Raw genomic sequence first — 15,141 nt, forward strand, 5'->3', positions numbered from 1 at the left:
TAGCAGATGGCTAAGCAACCGGGATTAGATTTTCAAAGTGCCAAAGGTGGATTTGGCGAGCTGAAACGCAGACTGCTGTTTGTTATCGGCGCGCTGATTGTGTTCCGTATTGGCTCTTTTATTCCGATCCCTGGTATCGATGCCGCTGTACTTGCCAAACTGCTTGAGCAACAGCGAGGCACCATCATTGAAATGTTCAACATGTTCTCTGGTGGTGCTCTCAGCCGTGCTTCTATCTTTGCTCTGGGTATTATGCCGTACATTTCGGCATCGATTATTATCCAGCTGCTGACGGTCGTTCATCCGGCCCTGGCAGAGCTGAAGAAAGAAGGGGAGTCTGGACGTCGTAAGATTAGTCAGTACACCCGTTACGGTACTCTGGTGCTGGCAATATTCCAGTCGATCGGTATTGCTACCGGTCTGCCGAATATGCCTGGTATGCAGGGCCTGGTATTAAACCCAGGCTTTGCATTCTATTTCACCGCTGTTGTTAGTCTGGTCACAGGGACGATGTTCCTGATGTGGCTCGGCGAACAGATTACTGAGCGTGGTATCGGTAACGGTATCTCAATCATTATCTTCGCCGGTATCGTTGCGGGACTCCCGCCGGCCATCGCCCATACTATCGAGCAAGCGCGTCAAGGCGACCTGCACTTCCTCCTGTTGCTGTTGGTTGCAGTATTAGTATTTGCAGTGACGTTCTTTGTTGTCTTCGTTGAACGTGGTCAACGCCGCATTGTGGTGAACTACGCTAAGCGTCAGCAGGGTCGTCGTGTCTATGCTGCACAGAGCACACATTTACCGCTGAAAGTGAATATGGCGGGGGTTATCCCGGCTATCTTCGCTTCCAGTATTATTCTGTTCCCGGCAACCATCGCGTCATGGTTCGGGGGCGGTACTGGTTGGAACTGGCTGACAACAATTTCGCTGTATTTGCAGCCTGGGCAACCACTTTATGTGTTACTCTATGCGTCTGCGATCATCTTCTTCTGTTTCTTCTACACGGCGTTGGTCTTCAACCCGCGTGAAACAGCAGATAACCTGAAGAAGTCCGGTGCATTTGTACCAGGAATTCGTCCGGGAGAGCAAACGGCGAAGTATATCGATAAAGTAATGACCCGCCTGACTTTGGTTGGTGCGCTTTATATTACTTTTATCTGCCTGATCCCGGAGTTCATGCGTGATGCAATGAAAGTACCGTTCTACTTCGGTGGGACCTCACTGCTTATCGTTGTTGTCGTGATTATGGACTTTATGGCTCAAGTGCAAACTCTGATGATGTCCAGTCAGTATGAGTCTGCATTGAAGAAGGCGAACCTGAAAGGCTACGGCCGCTAATTGGTCGCCTGAGAAGTTACGGAGAGTAAAAATGAAAGTTCGTGCTTCCGTCAAGAAATTATGCCGTAACTGCAAAATCGTTAAGCGTGATGGTGTCATCCGTGTGATTTGCAGTGCCGAGCCGAAGCATAAACAGCGCCAAGGCTGATTATTTCGCATATTTTTCTTGCAAAGTTGGGTTGAGCTGGCTAGATTAGCCAGCCAATCTTTTGTATGTCTGTACGTTTCCATTTGAGTATCCTGAAAACGGGCTTTTCAGCATGGTGCGTACATATTAAATAGTAGGAGTGCATAGTGGCCCGTATAGCAGGCATTAACATTCCTGATCAGAAACATGCTGTGATCGCATTAACTTCGATCTACGGCATCGGCAAGACCCGTTCTAAAGCCATCCTGGCTGCAGCGGGTATCGCTGAAGATGTTAAGATCAGTGAGCTGTCTGAAGGACAAATCGACACGCTGCGTGACGAAGTTGCCAAATTTGTCGTTGAAGGTGATCTGCGCCGTGAAATCAGCATGAGCATCAAGCGCCTGATGGATCTTGGTTGCTATCGCGGTTTGCGTCATCGTCGTGGTCTGCCAGTGCGCGGTCAGCGTACTAAGACCAACGCACGTACCCGTAAGGGTCCGCGCAAACCGATCAAGAAATAATCGGGGTGATTGAATAATGGCAAAGGCACCAGTTCGTGCACGTAAACGTGTAAGAAAACAAGTCTCTGACGGCGTGGCTCATATCCATGCTTCTTTCAACAACACCATCGTTACTATTACTGATCGTCAGGGTAACGCATTGGGTTGGGCAACAGCCGGTGGTTCCGGTTTCCGTGGTTCTCGCAAATCCACTCCGTTCGCAGCTCAGGTTGCAGCAGAGCGTTGCGCTGAAGCCGTAAAAGAATACGGCATCAAGAATCTGGAAGTTATGGTTAAAGGTCCGGGTCCGGGTCGTGAATCTACTGTTCGCGCTCTGAACGCCGCTGGTTTCCGCATCACGAATATTACTGATGTGACTCCGATCCCTCATAACGGTTGTCGTCCGCCGAAAAAACGTCGCGTATAACGCTCGTTTTTTAGGTTAGTTGGAGATAGAAAATGGCAAGATATTTGGGTCCTAAGCTCAAGCTGAGCCGTCGTGAGGGCACCGACTTATTCCTTAAGTCTGGCGTTCGCGCGATCGATACCAAGTGTAAAATTGAACAAGCTCCTGGCCAGCACGGTGCGCGTAAACCGCGTCTGTCTGACTATGGTGTGCAGTTGCGTGAAAAGCAAAAAGTTCGCCGTATGTACGGTGTGCTGGAGCGTCAGTTCCGTAACTACTATAAAGAAGCAGCACGTCTGAAAGGCAACACAGGTGAAAACCTGCTGGCTCTGCTGGAAGGTCGTCTGGACAACGTTGTATACCGTATGGGCTTCGGCGCTACTCGTGCTGAATCACGTCAGCTGGTTAGCCACAAAGCAATCATGGTAAACGGTCGTGTTGTTAACATCGCTTCTTATCAGGTTAAAGCGAATGACGTTGTTAGCATTCGTGAGAAAGCGAAAAAGCAATCTCGCGTGAAGGCCGCTCTGGAGCTGGCTGAGCAGCGTGAAAAGCCAACCTGGCTGGAAGTTGATGCTGGCAAGATGGAAGGTACGTTCAAGCGTCAGCCTGAGCGTTCTGATCTGTCTGCGGACATTAACGAACACCTGATCGTCGAGCTTTACTCCAAGTAAAGCTTAGTACCAAAGAGAGGACACAATGCAGGGTTCTGTGACAGAGTTTCTAAAACCGCGCCTGGTAGATATCGAGCAAGTGAGTTCGACGCACGCCAAGGTGACCCTTGAGCCTTTAGAGCGTGGCTTTGGCCATACTCTGGGTAACGCACTGCGCCGTATTCTGCTCTCATCGATGCCGGGTTGCGCGGTGACCGAGGTTGAGATTGATGGTGTACTTCATGAGTACAGCACCAAAGAAGGCGTTCAGGAAGATATCCTTGAAATCCTGCTCAACCTGAAAGGGCTGGCGGTGAGAGTTCAGGGTAAAGATGAAGTTATTCTTACTCTGAATAAATCTGGCATTGGCCCTGTGACTGCAGCCGACATCACCCACGACGGTGATGTTGAAATCGTCAAGCCGCAGCACGTGATCTGCCACCTGACCGATGAGAACGCAGCTATTAGCATGCGTATCAAAGTTCAGCGCGGTCGTGGTTATGTGCCGGCTTCTGCCCGAATTCATTCGGAAGAAGATGAGCGCCCAATCGGCCGTCTGCTGGTCGACGCATGCTACAGCCCTGTAGAGCGTATTGCCTACAATGTTGAAGCAGCGCGTGTAGAACAGCGTACCGACCTGGACAAGCTGGTCATCGAAATGGAAACCAACGGCACAATCGATCCTGAAGAGGCGATTCGTCGTGCGGCAACCATCCTGGCAGAACAACTGGAAGCTTTCGTTGACTTACGTGATGTACGTCAGCCAGAAGTGAAAGAAGAGAAACCAGAATTCGATCCGATCCTGCTGCGCCCTGTTGACGATCTCGAATTGACTGTCCGCTCTGCTAACTGCCTCAAGGCAGAAGCTATCCACTATATCGGTGATCTGGTACAGCGTACCGAGGTTGAGTTGCTGAAAACGCCGAACCTGGGTAAAAAATCTCTTACCGAGATTAAAGACGTGCTGGCTTCACGTGGTCTGTCTCTGGGCATGCGCCTGGAAAACTGGCCACCGGCAAGCATTGCTGACGAGTAACCGGATCACAGGTTAAGGTTTTACTGAGAAGGATAAGGTCATGCGCCATCGTAAGAGTGGTCGTCAACTGAACCGCAACAGCAGCCATCGCCAGGCTATGTTCCGCAACATGGCAGGTTCACTGGTTCGTCATGAAATCATCAAGACGACCCTGCCTAAAGCGAAAGAGCTGCGTCGCGTAGTTGAGCCGCTGATTACTCTTGCCAAGACTGACAGCGTTGCTAATCGTCGTCTGGCATTCGCCCGTACTCGTGATAACGAGATCGTGGCAAAACTGTTTAACGAACTGGGCCCGCGTTTCGCGAGCCGTGCCGGTGGTTACACTCGCATTCTGAAGTGTGGTTTCCGTGCAGGCGACAACGCGCCGATGGCTTACATCGAGCTGGTTGATCGTTCAGAGAAAGCAGAAGCTGCTGCAGAGTAATCTGCAGTAACGTAAAAAAACCCGCCTCGGCGGGTTTTTTTATATCCGCATTATCCCCACTTCTCTACAATACCTGTATCAATTTTGTTCATCCCCTGGAGCTGATGATGTGGTTGCTTGACCAGTGGGCAGAACGCCATATTCGCGATGCCCAAAATAAAGGCGATTTCGACAATCTTCCCGGGAGCGGCGAACCTCTTGAACTTGAAGATGATTCGCATATTGCGCCTGAACTCCGGGCTGGATACCGTTTGCTAAAAAATGCTGGCTGCCTCCCGCCCGAGCTTGAGCAGCGCAGAGAGGCTGTTGAACTTGTCGATTTGCTAAAAGGGATCCGTCAGGATGATCCTCGACATAAAGAACTTAGCCGCAGGCTTGCCCTGATCGAGCTCAAGCTGCGCCAGGCAGGAATGAGCACGGAATTCCTGCATGGGGAATACGGTGAAATATTGATGAAGAAGATAAACGAGGAGTAGCGATGTACCGTATCGGTGAACTTGCAAAGCTCGCGAACGTAACGCCGGACACTATCCGATATTACGAAAAGCAGCAGATGATCGATCATGAGATACGCACGGAAGGCGGCTTTCGGCTTTATACCGATAACGATCTGCAACGTCTGAGATTCATACGCTACGCCCGACAGCTTGGCTTCACGCTCGATTCGATCCGCGAGTTATTATCGATCCGCATCGATCCTGAGCATCACACTTGTCAGGAATCCAAAAGCATCGTGCAAGCCCGGCTTGATGAAGTTGAAGCCCGTATTCTGGAACTGCAAACCATGCAGCGCTCTTTGCAAAGGTTGAATGATGCCTGCTGCGGAACGGCTCATAGCAGTATTTATTGTTCAATTCTGGAAGCCCTTGAACAGGGAGCCAGTGGAGAAACTCGGGGATGTTGATTTTTAATCTACTCGGGTCTAGACTTCCGTCGTCATAAACCATGCTCAGGAGAAATTATGAGCCGCTATCAGCACACGAAGGGACAAATTAAAGATAATGCCATCGAGGCTTTACTTCACGACCCGCTTTTTCGACAGCGCGTTGAAAAGAATAAAAAAGGGAAGGGGAGTTATCTGCGTAAAGACAAACATGCAAAACGGGGTAACTGGGAGGCCAGTGGCAAGCAAGCGAATCGCTTATTTACCACTGGCCTTCCTGTTTTTAACTGCTGATTAAACGCGGTTATTTTGCTCTTTTAACAGATCGCGAATTTCACTCAGTAACACTTCTTCTTTCGTTGGTGCAGGCGCTGCTGCTGGCTCTTCTTTTTTACGGTTGAGCCGGTTAATCAGCTTGATAGCCATAAAGATAGCAAACGCCACAATCACGAAATCAAATACGTTCTGGATAAACACGCCGTAGTGCATTACTACTGCCGGGATATCACCCTGGGCTTCACGCAGCGTGAACGCGAACTGTTTGAAATCAATGCCCCCGATTAGCAGCCCTAAAGGTGGCATGATGATGTCCGCTACTAATGATGAAACAATCTTGCCGAATGCCGCACCAATAATGACACCCACTGCCAAATCAACCACGTTCCCGCGCATCGCAAATTCGCGAAATTCTTTAATAAAACTCATTATGTTCTCCTTGTGCCAGCTGACGACTATAAGTTTAACAAATGATTAGCCAATTGCCATGCGGGATAATTAAACGTTATGAAAATAAAAGGCACAGAAATAAAGAGGGTAAAGTGCGGGGCTCTATTGAGAGCCCCGACGTATTAAAGGAAGAATGGACTAGGCTGGAATAAACGTTCGACGTCGGTAATAAATTTTTTATCGGTAAGGAACATAATTACGTGGTCGCCTTGCTCAATACGCAAATTATCATTGGCGATCATAACGTCATTCCCGCGCACTACGGCGCCGATAATAGTGCCCGGCGGCAGCTTAATTTCGTCGATGGCGCGGCCCACAACGCGTGACGTGGTTTCATCTCCATGAGCTACCGCTTCAATGGCTTCTGCCACCCCGCGACGCAGAGATGAAACGCCGACAATGTCCGCTTTACGTACATGGCTCAGCAGAGCGGAAATGGTCGCCTGCTGCGGTGAAATGGCAATATCAATAACGCTGCCCTGAACCAGGTCGACATACGCCTTGCGCTGGATAAGCACCATGACCTTCTTTGCTCCCATACGTTTGGCGAGCATGGCGGACATAATATTCGCCTCGTCATCGTTCGTGACGGCAATAAAGAGATCAACTTGATCAATATGCTCTTCAGCCAATAATTCCTGATCCGACGCGTCGCCATAAAATACGATCGTATTTTGCAGTTTTTCCGCCAGCTCAGAAGCACGCTGTTGATCGCGCTCGATCAATTTCACGCTGTAGTCTTTTTCCAGCCTTCGCGCCAGGCCCGCGCCGATATTGCCACCGCCGACCAGCATAATGCGTTTATAAGGCTTTTCGAGACGCTGCAACTCACTCATCACCGCACGAATATGCTGAGAGGCCGCAATGAAGAAGACCTCATCCCCCGCTTCGACAATCGTGGAGCCTTGAGGACGAATAGGTCTGTCGTGGCGGAAAATGGCGGCGACGCGCGTATCGATATGCGGCATGTGCTCACGCATTGTGGAAAGCGCATTGCCGATCAACGGGCCGCCGTAATAGGCCTTAACGACGGCAAGACTGACCTTACCTTCGGCAAAGTTCACCACCTGCAGTGCGCCTGGATATTCGATCAGACGATAGATATTGTCGATAACCAGCTGTTCTGGCGCGATGAGATGGTCAATAGGAACCGCTTCTGAATTAAAGAGCTTCTCAGCATCGCGGACATAGTCCGGAGAACGGATGCGCGCGATTCGGTTAGGGGTGTTGAAAAGCGAGTAGGCCACCTGACAGGCCACCATATTGGTTTCGTCAGAACTGGTCACCGCAACGAGCATGTCTGCATCGTCGGCGCCCGCCTCGCGTAGCACGCGCGGGTGTGAACCATGGCCCTGCACAACGCGAAGGTCAAATTTGTCCTGTAAAACGCGCAGACGATCCCCGTTGGTATCAACGATTGTGATGTCGTTGTTTTCGCCAACCAGGTTTTCCGCCAGCGTTCCGCCCACTTGTCCTGCGCCCAGAATGATAATTTTCATATCTCGTGACCTGTTCTCAACATCACTCTTTGATTAGCTTAGCGTAAAAGAAGCCATCGCCTTCTTCCGCGCCCGGCAGGTTTTGCTGACCCGGGCATTCAGGCGTTCCCGTATCGCGCAGCGTTGCGTCCGGGGTACGTTTAAGGAAGGCCGCGATTTGCTGGCTGTTTTCTTCTGGCAGTACGGAGCAGGTTGCATAAACCAGCGTGCCGCCGGGTTTAAGATGTGGCCAGATTGCGTCAAGTATGTCCGATTGCAGTTGGGCAAGTTCCTTGATATCGCGATCGCGGCGCAGCCACTTGATATCCGGATGGCGACGAATCACGCCTGTTGCAGAGCAGGGCGCATCCAGCAAAATGCGGTCAAACTGGGTTTCACCACACCATTCTGCGGGCTTGCGTCCGTCGCCCTGCTTAACCTGAGCCTTCATGCCCAGACGCTTGAGGTTGTCGTAGACGCGTGACAGGCGCTGCTCATCGACATCCACGGCCATTACGCTGGCCTGCGGAGCCACTTCAAGAATGTGCGTTGTTTTTCCGCCAGGCGCGGCGCAAAGATCGAGGATCTGTTCCCCGTTTGCTGGTTCAAGCCAGGTCATGCAACCCTGAGCCGAGGCATCCTGTACGGTCACCCAGCCTTCAACAAAACCAGGTAAAGCATGTACCGGTGCAGGGGAGTCTAAACGCACGGCATCCGGATAGGCTGCATGCGTGAATCCACTCATTCCGGTTTCTTCCAGTAATGTCAGCCATGCGTCACGAGTGTGGTAATTACGGTTGACGCGTAACCACATCGGTGGGCGTTGATTATTCGCTTCGGCAATGTTTTGCCATTGCTGCGGATACGCTTTTTTAAGGCGATTCAGCAGCCAGTCCGGGTGCAGAAAACGTGTTTCGCTTTGTGCAAATTCAGCCAGTAGCTCATCCTGCTGACGCTGGAACTGACGCAGTACGCCGTTGATCAGCCCTTTCAACTGAGGGCGTTTAATCGCAACGGCACCTTCCACCGTTTCAGCCAGCGCGGCGTGAGGTGGAATGCGGGTATGAAGAAGCTGATAAAACCCCACCATAATCAAATAATGTACGGTGCGCTGTTTGCCTGTCATTGGGCGCGACATCAGCTTATTAATGAGCCACTCAAGCTGAGAAAGGGTGCGCAGGACGCCAAAGCAGAGTTCCTGGAGCAGAGCTTTGTCTTTATCAGATACCTTTTGTTGCAGGGGAGGCAGGATGTTACTCAATGACTGGCCCTGCTCGATAACCTGCTCAACGGCTTTGGCCGCCATACTGCGTAGATTTTGTTTTTTCATAACTATAAAAATAAAAATGCCCGGAAACACCGGGCTTTAAGCATATATTGGATTAGGCAAGACGATTACCCGGTATAAACCATTCGCGACGGGAATTTAATAGATCCTGAGCGCTCATGGCTTTCTTACCGGCCGGTTGCAGCGATTCAAGATTCAGGATCCCTTCTGCTGTCGCAACCTGGATACCGTTCTTGCTGGCGTCGATAATCGTGCCGGGTTCAGCAGCCGTATTGCCATTAATGACTGACGCTTTCCAGACTTTCACTGGCTGCTCATCAATCTCCATCCAGCTCATCGGCCACGGATTAAAAGCGCGGATGCAGCGTTCAAGTTGAGCGGCAGACAAGGACCAGTCGAGCCGGGCTTCTTCTTTACTCAGTTTTTCAGCATACGTCACCAGCGTCTCATCCTGAACTTCCGGCTTCGCCGTATTATCAGCAAGTTGCTGCAGCGTCTCGATAAGCCCTTGCGGACCAAGGCCTGCAAGTTTGTCATACAGCGTAGCGCTGGTATCGTCTGCAGTAATAGGGCACGCCAGTTTATGCAGCATGTCGCCAGTGTCTAAACCTACGTCCATCTTCATGATTGTGACGCCGGTTTCAGCATCCCCCGCCCACAGGGAGCGTTGGATAGGTGCCGCACCACGCCAGCGCGGGAGCAAGGAGCCGTGCACGTTGATACAACCCAGACGAGGCATATCAAGCACCGCTTTTGGCAAAATTAAACCGTAAGCCACCACGACCATTACGTCGGCGTTCAGGTCAGCAACCAGCTGCTGATTTTCCTGAGGGCGTAAGGATGCGGGCTGGAAAACAGGAAGCCCATGCTCTTCTGCCAGCACCTTTACCGGGCTCGGCATCAGTTTTTTACCGCGTCCAGCCGGACGGTCCGGCTGGGTAAAGACGCCGACAACCTGGTGACCAGAAGATAACAGCGCGTCAAGATGACGCGCTGCAAAATCAGGGGTTCCCGCGAAGATAATACGTAGTGTTTTAGACACGATGATCCTTGTATCCGGGGGGACGTTATGCGCGAGAGCGCAAACGATCCAGTTTCTCTACTTTTTGACGAATACGCTGCTGTTTCAACGGCGAGAGGTAATCGATAAACAGCTTACCGACCAGGTGATCCATCTCATGCTGAATGCAAATTGCCAGCAGGTCATCTGCTTCCAGTTCGAACGGATTACCGTCACGATCCAAAGCGCGAATTTTCACTTTTTCGGCACGTGGCACCAAAGCGCGCTGTTCCGGAATAGAAAGACAACCTTCCTCAATGCCCGTTTCACCGCTCTTCTCAAGCAATTCAGGGTTGATCAGCACCAGACGCTCATCGCGATTTTCAGAAACGTCGATCACGATAATACGTTTGTGAATGTCTACCTGCGTCGCCGCCAGGCCAATGCCTTCTTCGGCGTACATGGTATCGAACATATCATCAACGATACGCTGGATTTCTGCATTCACTTCTTTAACCGGTTCAGCGACGATGCGAAGGCGCTCGTCCGGAATATGTAACACTTGCAAAACTGCCATAAATTTCCAGAGTCGTGTTCAGGAGTTGATAAGAATATTACTTCTATTCTAGACAAATCCCGGGTCGATTGACAGCATCAGTGACCAATCGCAATGATTGCGCAGGCCGCTTATGGCAGGGGGAAAGGATGACGTCTATCGAGATATGGCTACGGCTAATACACACAGGTTCATTATGTGGCGATGGAATGCTGGAAGCGGCTGCACGGCTGCACAAGCAAAAAAATATCGATGCTTCCGCTGTCAGAGACGCTGGGCTGTCAGCAAAACAGGCTGAACGGTTCTTTAACCCAGATGAGGGTGAGCTGGAGCGTAGTCTGGTGTGGCTTGAGCAGCCGGGAAATCATTTATTGACGGCAACCCATCCGCTTTATCCTCCTTTACTTCGCGCAATTCCTGATTATCCCGGTGCATTATTCGTAAAAGGTAACCCTGAAACGCTTAATGCTGCCCAGCTGGCGGTCGTGGGTAGCCGTGCGCCGTCATGGTATGGAGAACGATGGGGGAAAATTCTGTGCGAACAACTTTCGCAAAGTGGTTTCACAATCACCAGCGGACTGGCCTGCGGTATAGACGGTGTTGCTCACAACGCCGCGCTGTCTGTAAAAGGGCGTAGCGTGGCCGTACTGGGGAACGGCCTGTTTAGCATTTATCCCCGTCGGCATCAGGCGCTGGCTATGCGGCTTATCGAAGCTGACGGGGCGATAGTGTCTGAGTTCCCTCTTTCGGCGCAGCCCCGGCCGGCAAACTTTCCGCGTCGTAATCGAATCATCAGCGGGCTTAGCCAGGGTGTATTGGTCGTTGAAGCGGCAGTGCGAAGCGGCTCGCTGGTCACTGCACGATGCGCGCTCGATCAGGGGAGGGAGGTTTTCGCCTTACCCGGCCCGATTGGTAACCCGGGGTGTGAAGGACCACACTGGCTGATAAAGCAGGGTGCGACGCCGGTAACAGAAGCGCGGGACATTCTTGAAAATTTGCAATATGGCTTGCAATGTCTGCAGGAAGATCCCGAAAAGCGACATTATTCATCAGATCAGGGAAAGGTGGCATTGCCATTTCCCAAGCTCCTGGCTAACGTAGGAGATGAGGTAACACCTGTTGACGTTGTCGCTGAACGTGCCGGCCAACCTGTGCCAGTAACGGTAGCACAGCTACTCGAACTGGAGTTAGCAGGGTGGATCGCAGCTGTACCCGGCGGCTATGTCCGATTAAGGAGGGCATGCCATGTTCGACGTACTGATGTATTTGTTTGAGACTTACATCCATAACGAAGCAGAAATGCGAGTGGATCAGGACAAATTGACACAGGATCTTACCGATGCGGGGTTTGAGCGGGAAGATATCTATAATGCGTTGATGTGGCTGGAAAAACTGGCTGATTATCAGGAAGGCCTCGCCGAACCGATGCAGCTTGCTTCTGACCCGTTGTCAGTACGCATTTATACCGCAGAAGAGTGTGAAAGGCTGGACGCCAGCTGCCGGGGATTCATCTTATTCCTTGAGCAGATTCAGGTGCTGAACCTCGAAACGAGAGAAATGGTGATAGAGCGTGTCATGGCGCTGGATACGGCAGAATTTGAATTGGAAGATCTGAAATGGGTGATTCTGATGGTTCTGTTTAATATCCCGGGCTGTGAAAATGCCTATCAGCAAATGGAAGAATTACTCTTTGAAGTGAATGAAGGTATGCTGCATTAATTCTATGTGTAGCACCAAGAGTTGTTATGGCCAAATCAGCACTATTCACGGTGCATAAAAATGAGCCCTGCCCGCAGTGCGGGGCTGAACTTGTTATTCGGTCCGGGAAACACGGCCCGTTTCTCGGTTGTTCACACTATCCGGAATGTGATTATGTCCGTCCTCTGAAAAGCCAGGCGGATGGACATATCGTCAAAATTCTGGAAGGACAGCTATGTCCTCTTTGTGGTGGTGAACTAGCGCTACGTCAGGGCCGTTTCGGCATGTTTATTGGCTGTAGCCGTTATCCGGAATGTGAGCATACGGAACAAATTGATAAGCCTGATGAAACGGCGATTGCGTGTCCTCAGTGTCAGCGCGGTCAGCTGGTACAGCGCCGTTCCCGCTATGGTAAGACCTTCCATTCCTGCGATCGCTACCCTGAATGCCAGTTCGTTATCAATTTCAAACCGGTAGCGGGCGTCTGCACTCATTGCAACTATCCGCTACTTATCGAGAAGAAAACGGCGCAAGGTGTGAAACGCTTCTGCGCCAGCAAACAATGTGGAAAGCCGGTAACGGCGGATCAAAATAGTGAATAATAACCTGCCATCAGGCTCCATTGCGCATGCTGTGGACGTGCTGAAAAATGAAAAAGTCATCGCCTATCCAACTGAAGCTGTTTTTGGGGTCGGTTGCGATCCTGACAGCGAGACGGCTGTGAGCCGCCTGCTTGCCTTAAAACAAAGACCCGTAGAGAAAGGGTTGATTTTGATAGCTGCGAATTACGAGCAGCTTAAGCCCTACATTGATGACTCTATGCTGACACCGGCGCAGCGCGAGACTATTTTCTCCGCATGGCCAGGACCGGTGACCTTTGTTTTCCCGGCGCAGCCGACAACACCGCGCTGGCTGACCGGACGCTTTGATTCCCTCGCCGTTCGCGTCACCGATCATCCTCTGGTGGTTGAGCTTTGCCTGGCATTTGGTAAACCGCTGGTCTCAACCAGCGCCAACCTGACCGGATTGCCACCTTGTCGTACAACCGAAGAAGTGTTGGCACAGTTCGGAAATGACTTCCCGGTTGCTGTTGGAGAGACGGGAGGACGCCTGAATCCGTCTGAAATTCGCGACGCTTTGACCGGCGAACGTTTTCGCCAGGGGTAATCTCATGGAAACCTATGCTGTTTTTGGTAATCCGATTGCACACAGCAAGTCACCGCTGATCCATCAGCAATTTGCGGAGCAGCTGCAGATAAATCATCCCTATGGCCGCGTACTGGCACCGGTAGATGCATTTATTCCAACGCTTGAGGCTTTTTTCGCAGCAGGTGGCAAAGGTGCGAATGTGACGGTTCCTTTTAAAGAGGAAGCTTTCGAACGTGCTGATGAACTGACCGAGCGCGCTTCTCTTGCCGGTGCAGTAAATACCCTAAAACGGCTTGAGGACGGACGTCTTCTGGGCGACAACACCGACGGAATAGGGTTGCTGAGCGATCTGGAACGACTGTCGTTTATTAAACCCGGGTTCCGGGTCCTACTGATTGGTGCGGGTGGCGCATCGCGGGGAGTACTGTTGCCTCTGCTTTCCCTGGACTGTGCGGTGACCATTACCAACCGAACTTTTTCCCGGGCAGAAGCGCTGGCGGCGTTATTTGCGCATACCGGCAGCGTAAGTGCGGTAGCGCTTGACGATCTTGCCGAACGTGAGTTCGATCTTGTCATTAATGCCACATCCAGCGGCATCAGTGGCGAGATCCCGGCGATCCCCGCTTCGCTGGTCAGCGCGCACATGTACTTCTATGACATGTTCTATCAGAAAGGGAATACGCCCTTCCTGAACTGGTGCGAACAACACGGTGCGAAACAGTTAGCCGATGGGCTGGGAATGCTGGTGGGGCAGGCTGCGCATGCGGTACTGCTCTGGCACGGGGTGTTGCCTGCAGTCGAGCCGGTCATTGAAAAGCTAAAGCAGGAGCTTTCGGCGTGAATCAGGCTATTCATTTCCCGGACAGAGAGAGCTGGGATGAGCATAAGCAGGCGGTCTGTTTTCCGGTGCTGGTGCAGGGTATGCAGCTTACCTGTGCCATCCATGGAGAAGCGCTGTTACATCGTTTTGGCGGCACAGACCCGATAGCCGTTTTTTGCGAAAATCGCTGGGATCTGGAAGAGGAAGCCAGCGATTTAATCCGCGAGCAGCAGGAAGACGATCAGGGTTGGGTTTGGTTATCCTGATCCAAATAGTCATTCTTCCATTTTACGTAGTTGTTCGCCGAGTATTTTAATCCTTCGATCTCTGCCTCCTTCAGGGGGCGGATCTGTTTTACCGGGCTTCCCAGATAGAGATAACCACTTTCCAGACGTTTGTTCTGCGGAACCAGGCTACCGGCCCCAATCATTACGTCTTCTTCTACTATCACGCCATCCAGCAAAATCGATCCCATGCCAACAAGCACCCGATTACCGATAGTGCAGCCGTGAAGCATCACTTTATGTCCGACGGTAACATCTTCTCCAATGATGAGGGGATTGCCCTCCGGGTTATAAGAGGATTTGTGCGTAACATGCAGAACGCTACCGTCCTGAATATTGGTACGGGCACCGATCGACACATAATTTACATCTCCCCTGATGGCGACGAGCGGCCAGATACTGACGTCATCGGCCATTCGGACATCACCAATGACCACGCTGGTGGCATCGATCATCACGCGATCGCCTTTTTGGGGGAACAGATCTTTATAAGGGCGTAACACTGCAGACATAACTACCTCTAAGGATGAGCGCTATACGGAAGACTTGATCATATTATTGGATCGAGGCAAGGCAAAATGCGTCAATATTTAAGCAGATCGGGCGGGATTTCAGCGAAAAGCGCGGAAAATCAGCAGTCGAAAAAAAAGATCTAAAAAACACTTGTGCTAAAAATTGGGATCCCTATAATGCGCCTCCATCGACACGGCGGATGTGAATCACTTCACAGTTAACCCGGTCGGTTGAAGAGAAAAAATCCTGAAATAACGGG

The 15,141-nt window shown here is 51.3% G+C and carries 22 protein-coding genes; 16 read left to right on the top strand and 6 right to left on the bottom strand.

Annotated elements, in window-relative coordinates; all coding sequences use genetic code 11:
- Nucleotides 1–6 precede the first annotated feature (6 nt).
- The 10 genes from secY to AC2FAJ_RS23180 all read left to right on the top strand — a co-directional run bounded on the left by secY (nucleotide 7) and on the right by AC2FAJ_RS23180 (nucleotide 5,664).
- On the top strand, nucleotides 7–1,338 hold the full coding sequence (secY, locus tag AC2FAJ_RS23135; protein ID WP_003863305.1) for a preprotein translocase subunit SecY: 1,332 nt from the start codon (nucleotides 7–9) through the stop codon (nucleotides 1,336–1,338).
- A gap of 31 nt (nucleotides 1,339–1,369) precedes the next feature.
- Nucleotides 1,370–1,486 carry a 50S ribosomal protein L36 gene (gene rpmJ, locus AC2FAJ_RS23140; RefSeq protein WP_000868187.1) on the top strand — a complete coding sequence of 39 codons (117 nt, stop codon included), beginning with the start codon at nucleotides 1,370–1,372 and terminating at the stop codon, nucleotides 1,484–1,486.
- A gap of 146 nt (nucleotides 1,487–1,632) precedes the next feature.
- Nucleotides 1,633–1,989 (top strand): 30S ribosomal protein S13, encoded by a 357-nt coding sequence (gene rpsM, locus AC2FAJ_RS23145; RefSeq protein ID WP_013099021.1) that lies wholly within the window; start codon nucleotides 1,633–1,635, stop codon nucleotides 1,987–1,989.
- A gap of 16 nt (nucleotides 1,990–2,005) precedes the next feature.
- Complete coding sequence (rpsK, locus tag AC2FAJ_RS23150; protein ID WP_003863312.1) at nucleotides 2,006–2,395, top strand: 30S ribosomal protein S11; 390 nt, start codon at nucleotides 2,006–2,008, stop codon at nucleotides 2,393–2,395.
- Nucleotides 2,396–2,427: 32 nt separating this feature from the next.
- Nucleotides 2,428–3,048, top strand: a complete 621-nt coding sequence (gene rpsD / locus AC2FAJ_RS23155) for a 30S ribosomal protein S4 (RefSeq protein WP_004868345.1) — start codon at nucleotides 2,428–2,430, stop codon at nucleotides 3,046–3,048.
- 25 nt (nucleotides 3,049–3,073) lie between these two features.
- Complete coding sequence (locus AC2FAJ_RS23160) at nucleotides 3,074–4,063, top strand: DNA-directed RNA polymerase subunit alpha (protein ID WP_002919219.1); 990 nt, start codon at nucleotides 3,074–3,076, stop codon at nucleotides 4,061–4,063.
- Between the two features lie 40 nt (nucleotides 4,064–4,103).
- Nucleotides 4,104–4,487: a 50S ribosomal protein L17 gene (rplQ, locus tag AC2FAJ_RS23165; protein ID WP_001216368.1), complete on the top strand. Its 384-nt coding sequence runs from the start codon at nucleotides 4,104–4,106 to the stop codon at nucleotides 4,485–4,487.
- Nucleotides 4,488–4,594: 107 nt separating this feature from the next.
- Entirely contained in the window at nucleotides 4,595–4,963 is a 369-nt protein-coding gene (locus AC2FAJ_RS23170) for a DnaJ family domain-containing protein (protein ID WP_045630324.1), read from the top strand.
- A 2-nt stretch (nucleotides 4,964–4,965) separates the two neighbouring features.
- Nucleotides 4,966–5,391: a Zn(2+)-responsive transcriptional regulator gene (gene zntR / locus AC2FAJ_RS23175; RefSeq protein ID WP_248219486.1), complete on the top strand. Its 426-nt coding sequence runs from the start codon at nucleotides 4,966–4,968 to the stop codon at nucleotides 5,389–5,391.
- Nucleotides 5,392–5,448: 57 nt separating this feature from the next.
- Nucleotides 5,449–5,664 (top strand): alternative ribosome-rescue factor A, encoded by a 216-nt coding sequence (locus tag AC2FAJ_RS23180; protein WP_045630326.1) that lies wholly within the window; start codon nucleotides 5,449–5,451, stop codon nucleotides 5,662–5,664.
- On the opposite strand, the gene mscL is transcribed toward AC2FAJ_RS23180, so the two are convergent.
- The 5 genes from mscL to def all read right to left on the bottom strand — a co-directional run bounded on the left by mscL (nucleotide 5,665) and on the right by def (nucleotide 10,439).
- Complete coding sequence (gene mscL / locus AC2FAJ_RS23185) at nucleotides 5,665–6,075, bottom strand: large-conductance mechanosensitive channel protein MscL (protein ID WP_028014631.1); 411 nt, start codon at nucleotides 6,073–6,075, stop codon at nucleotides 5,665–5,667.
- 143 nt (nucleotides 6,076–6,218) lie between these two features.
- On the bottom strand, nucleotides 6,219–7,595 hold the full coding sequence (trkA, locus tag AC2FAJ_RS23190) for a Trk system potassium transporter TrkA (protein ID WP_014885463.1): 1,377 nt from the start codon (nucleotides 7,593–7,595) through the stop codon (nucleotides 6,219–6,221).
- Nucleotides 7,596–7,617: 22 nt separating this feature from the next.
- A complete protein-coding gene (gene rsmB / locus AC2FAJ_RS23195; RefSeq protein ID WP_485454547.1) occupies nucleotides 7,618–8,904 on the bottom strand; it encodes a 16S rRNA (cytosine(967)-C(5))-methyltransferase RsmB in 1,287 nt (428 codons plus the stop codon).
- Between the two features lie 52 nt (nucleotides 8,905–8,956).
- Nucleotides 8,957–9,904, bottom strand: coding sequence for a methionyl-tRNA formyltransferase (gene fmt, locus AC2FAJ_RS23200; RefSeq protein WP_045630328.1), 948 nt, complete (start codon nucleotides 9,902–9,904; stop codon nucleotides 8,957–8,959).
- 25 nt (nucleotides 9,905–9,929) lie between these two features.
- Entirely contained in the window at nucleotides 9,930–10,439 is a 510-nt protein-coding gene (gene def, locus AC2FAJ_RS23205; protein WP_006812188.1) for a peptide deformylase, read from the bottom strand.
- Between the two features lie 128 nt (nucleotides 10,440–10,567).
- Between def and dprA the strand changes: the two genes are divergently transcribed.
- Genes dprA through AC2FAJ_RS23235 form a run of 6 tightly spaced genes read left to right on the top strand, consistent with a single transcriptional unit; the run spans nucleotide 10,568 to nucleotide 14,351 of the window.
- Nucleotides 10,568–11,692: a DNA-protecting protein DprA gene (gene dprA, locus AC2FAJ_RS23210; protein ID WP_047366816.1), complete on the top strand. Its 1,125-nt coding sequence runs from the start codon at nucleotides 10,568–10,570 to the stop codon at nucleotides 11,690–11,692.
- Nucleotides 11,664–12,137 (top strand): DUF494 family protein Smg, encoded by a 474-nt coding sequence (gene smg, locus AC2FAJ_RS23215; protein WP_008503477.1) that lies wholly within the window; start codon nucleotides 11,664–11,666, stop codon nucleotides 12,135–12,137. The genes dprA and smg overlap by 29 nt, the downstream gene beginning before the upstream one ends.
- Nucleotides 12,138–12,163: 26 nt before the next feature.
- Nucleotides 12,164–12,718 carry a DNA topoisomerase family protein gene (locus tag AC2FAJ_RS23220; RefSeq protein WP_060571878.1) on the top strand — a complete coding sequence of 185 codons (555 nt, stop codon included), beginning with the start codon at nucleotides 12,164–12,166 and terminating at the stop codon, nucleotides 12,716–12,718.
- Nucleotides 12,711–13,283 (top strand): L-threonylcarbamoyladenylate synthase type 1 TsaC, encoded by a 573-nt coding sequence (gene tsaC, locus AC2FAJ_RS23225; RefSeq protein ID WP_045630331.1) that lies wholly within the window; start codon nucleotides 12,711–12,713, stop codon nucleotides 13,281–13,283. The genes AC2FAJ_RS23220 and tsaC overlap by 8 nt, the downstream gene beginning before the upstream one ends.
- A 4-nt stretch (nucleotides 13,284–13,287) precedes the next feature.
- The gene (gene aroE / locus AC2FAJ_RS23230) at nucleotides 13,288–14,106 is read left to right on the top strand and encodes a shikimate dehydrogenase (RefSeq protein ID WP_028014625.1); all 819 of its coding nucleotides are present in this window, start codon (nucleotides 13,288–13,290) and stop codon (nucleotides 14,104–14,106) included.
- A complete protein-coding gene (locus AC2FAJ_RS23235) occupies nucleotides 14,103–14,351 on the top strand; it encodes a DUF1488 family protein (RefSeq protein ID WP_028014624.1) in 249 nt (82 codons plus the stop codon). Before aroE ends, AC2FAJ_RS23235 begins: the two co-directional genes overlap by 4 nt.
- On the opposite strand, the gene AC2FAJ_RS23240 is transcribed toward AC2FAJ_RS23235, so the two are convergent.
- Nucleotides 14,327–14,881: a gamma carbonic anhydrase family protein gene (locus AC2FAJ_RS23240; protein WP_028014623.1), complete on the bottom strand. Its 555-nt coding sequence runs from the start codon at nucleotides 14,879–14,881 to the stop codon at nucleotides 14,327–14,329. The two genes, AC2FAJ_RS23235 and AC2FAJ_RS23240, sit on opposite strands and share 25 nt — an antisense overlap.
- Between the last annotated feature and the right edge of the window lie 260 nt (nucleotides 14,882–15,141).

This window comes from Enterobacter cloacae complex sp. 385G4, from assembly GCF_057320665.1.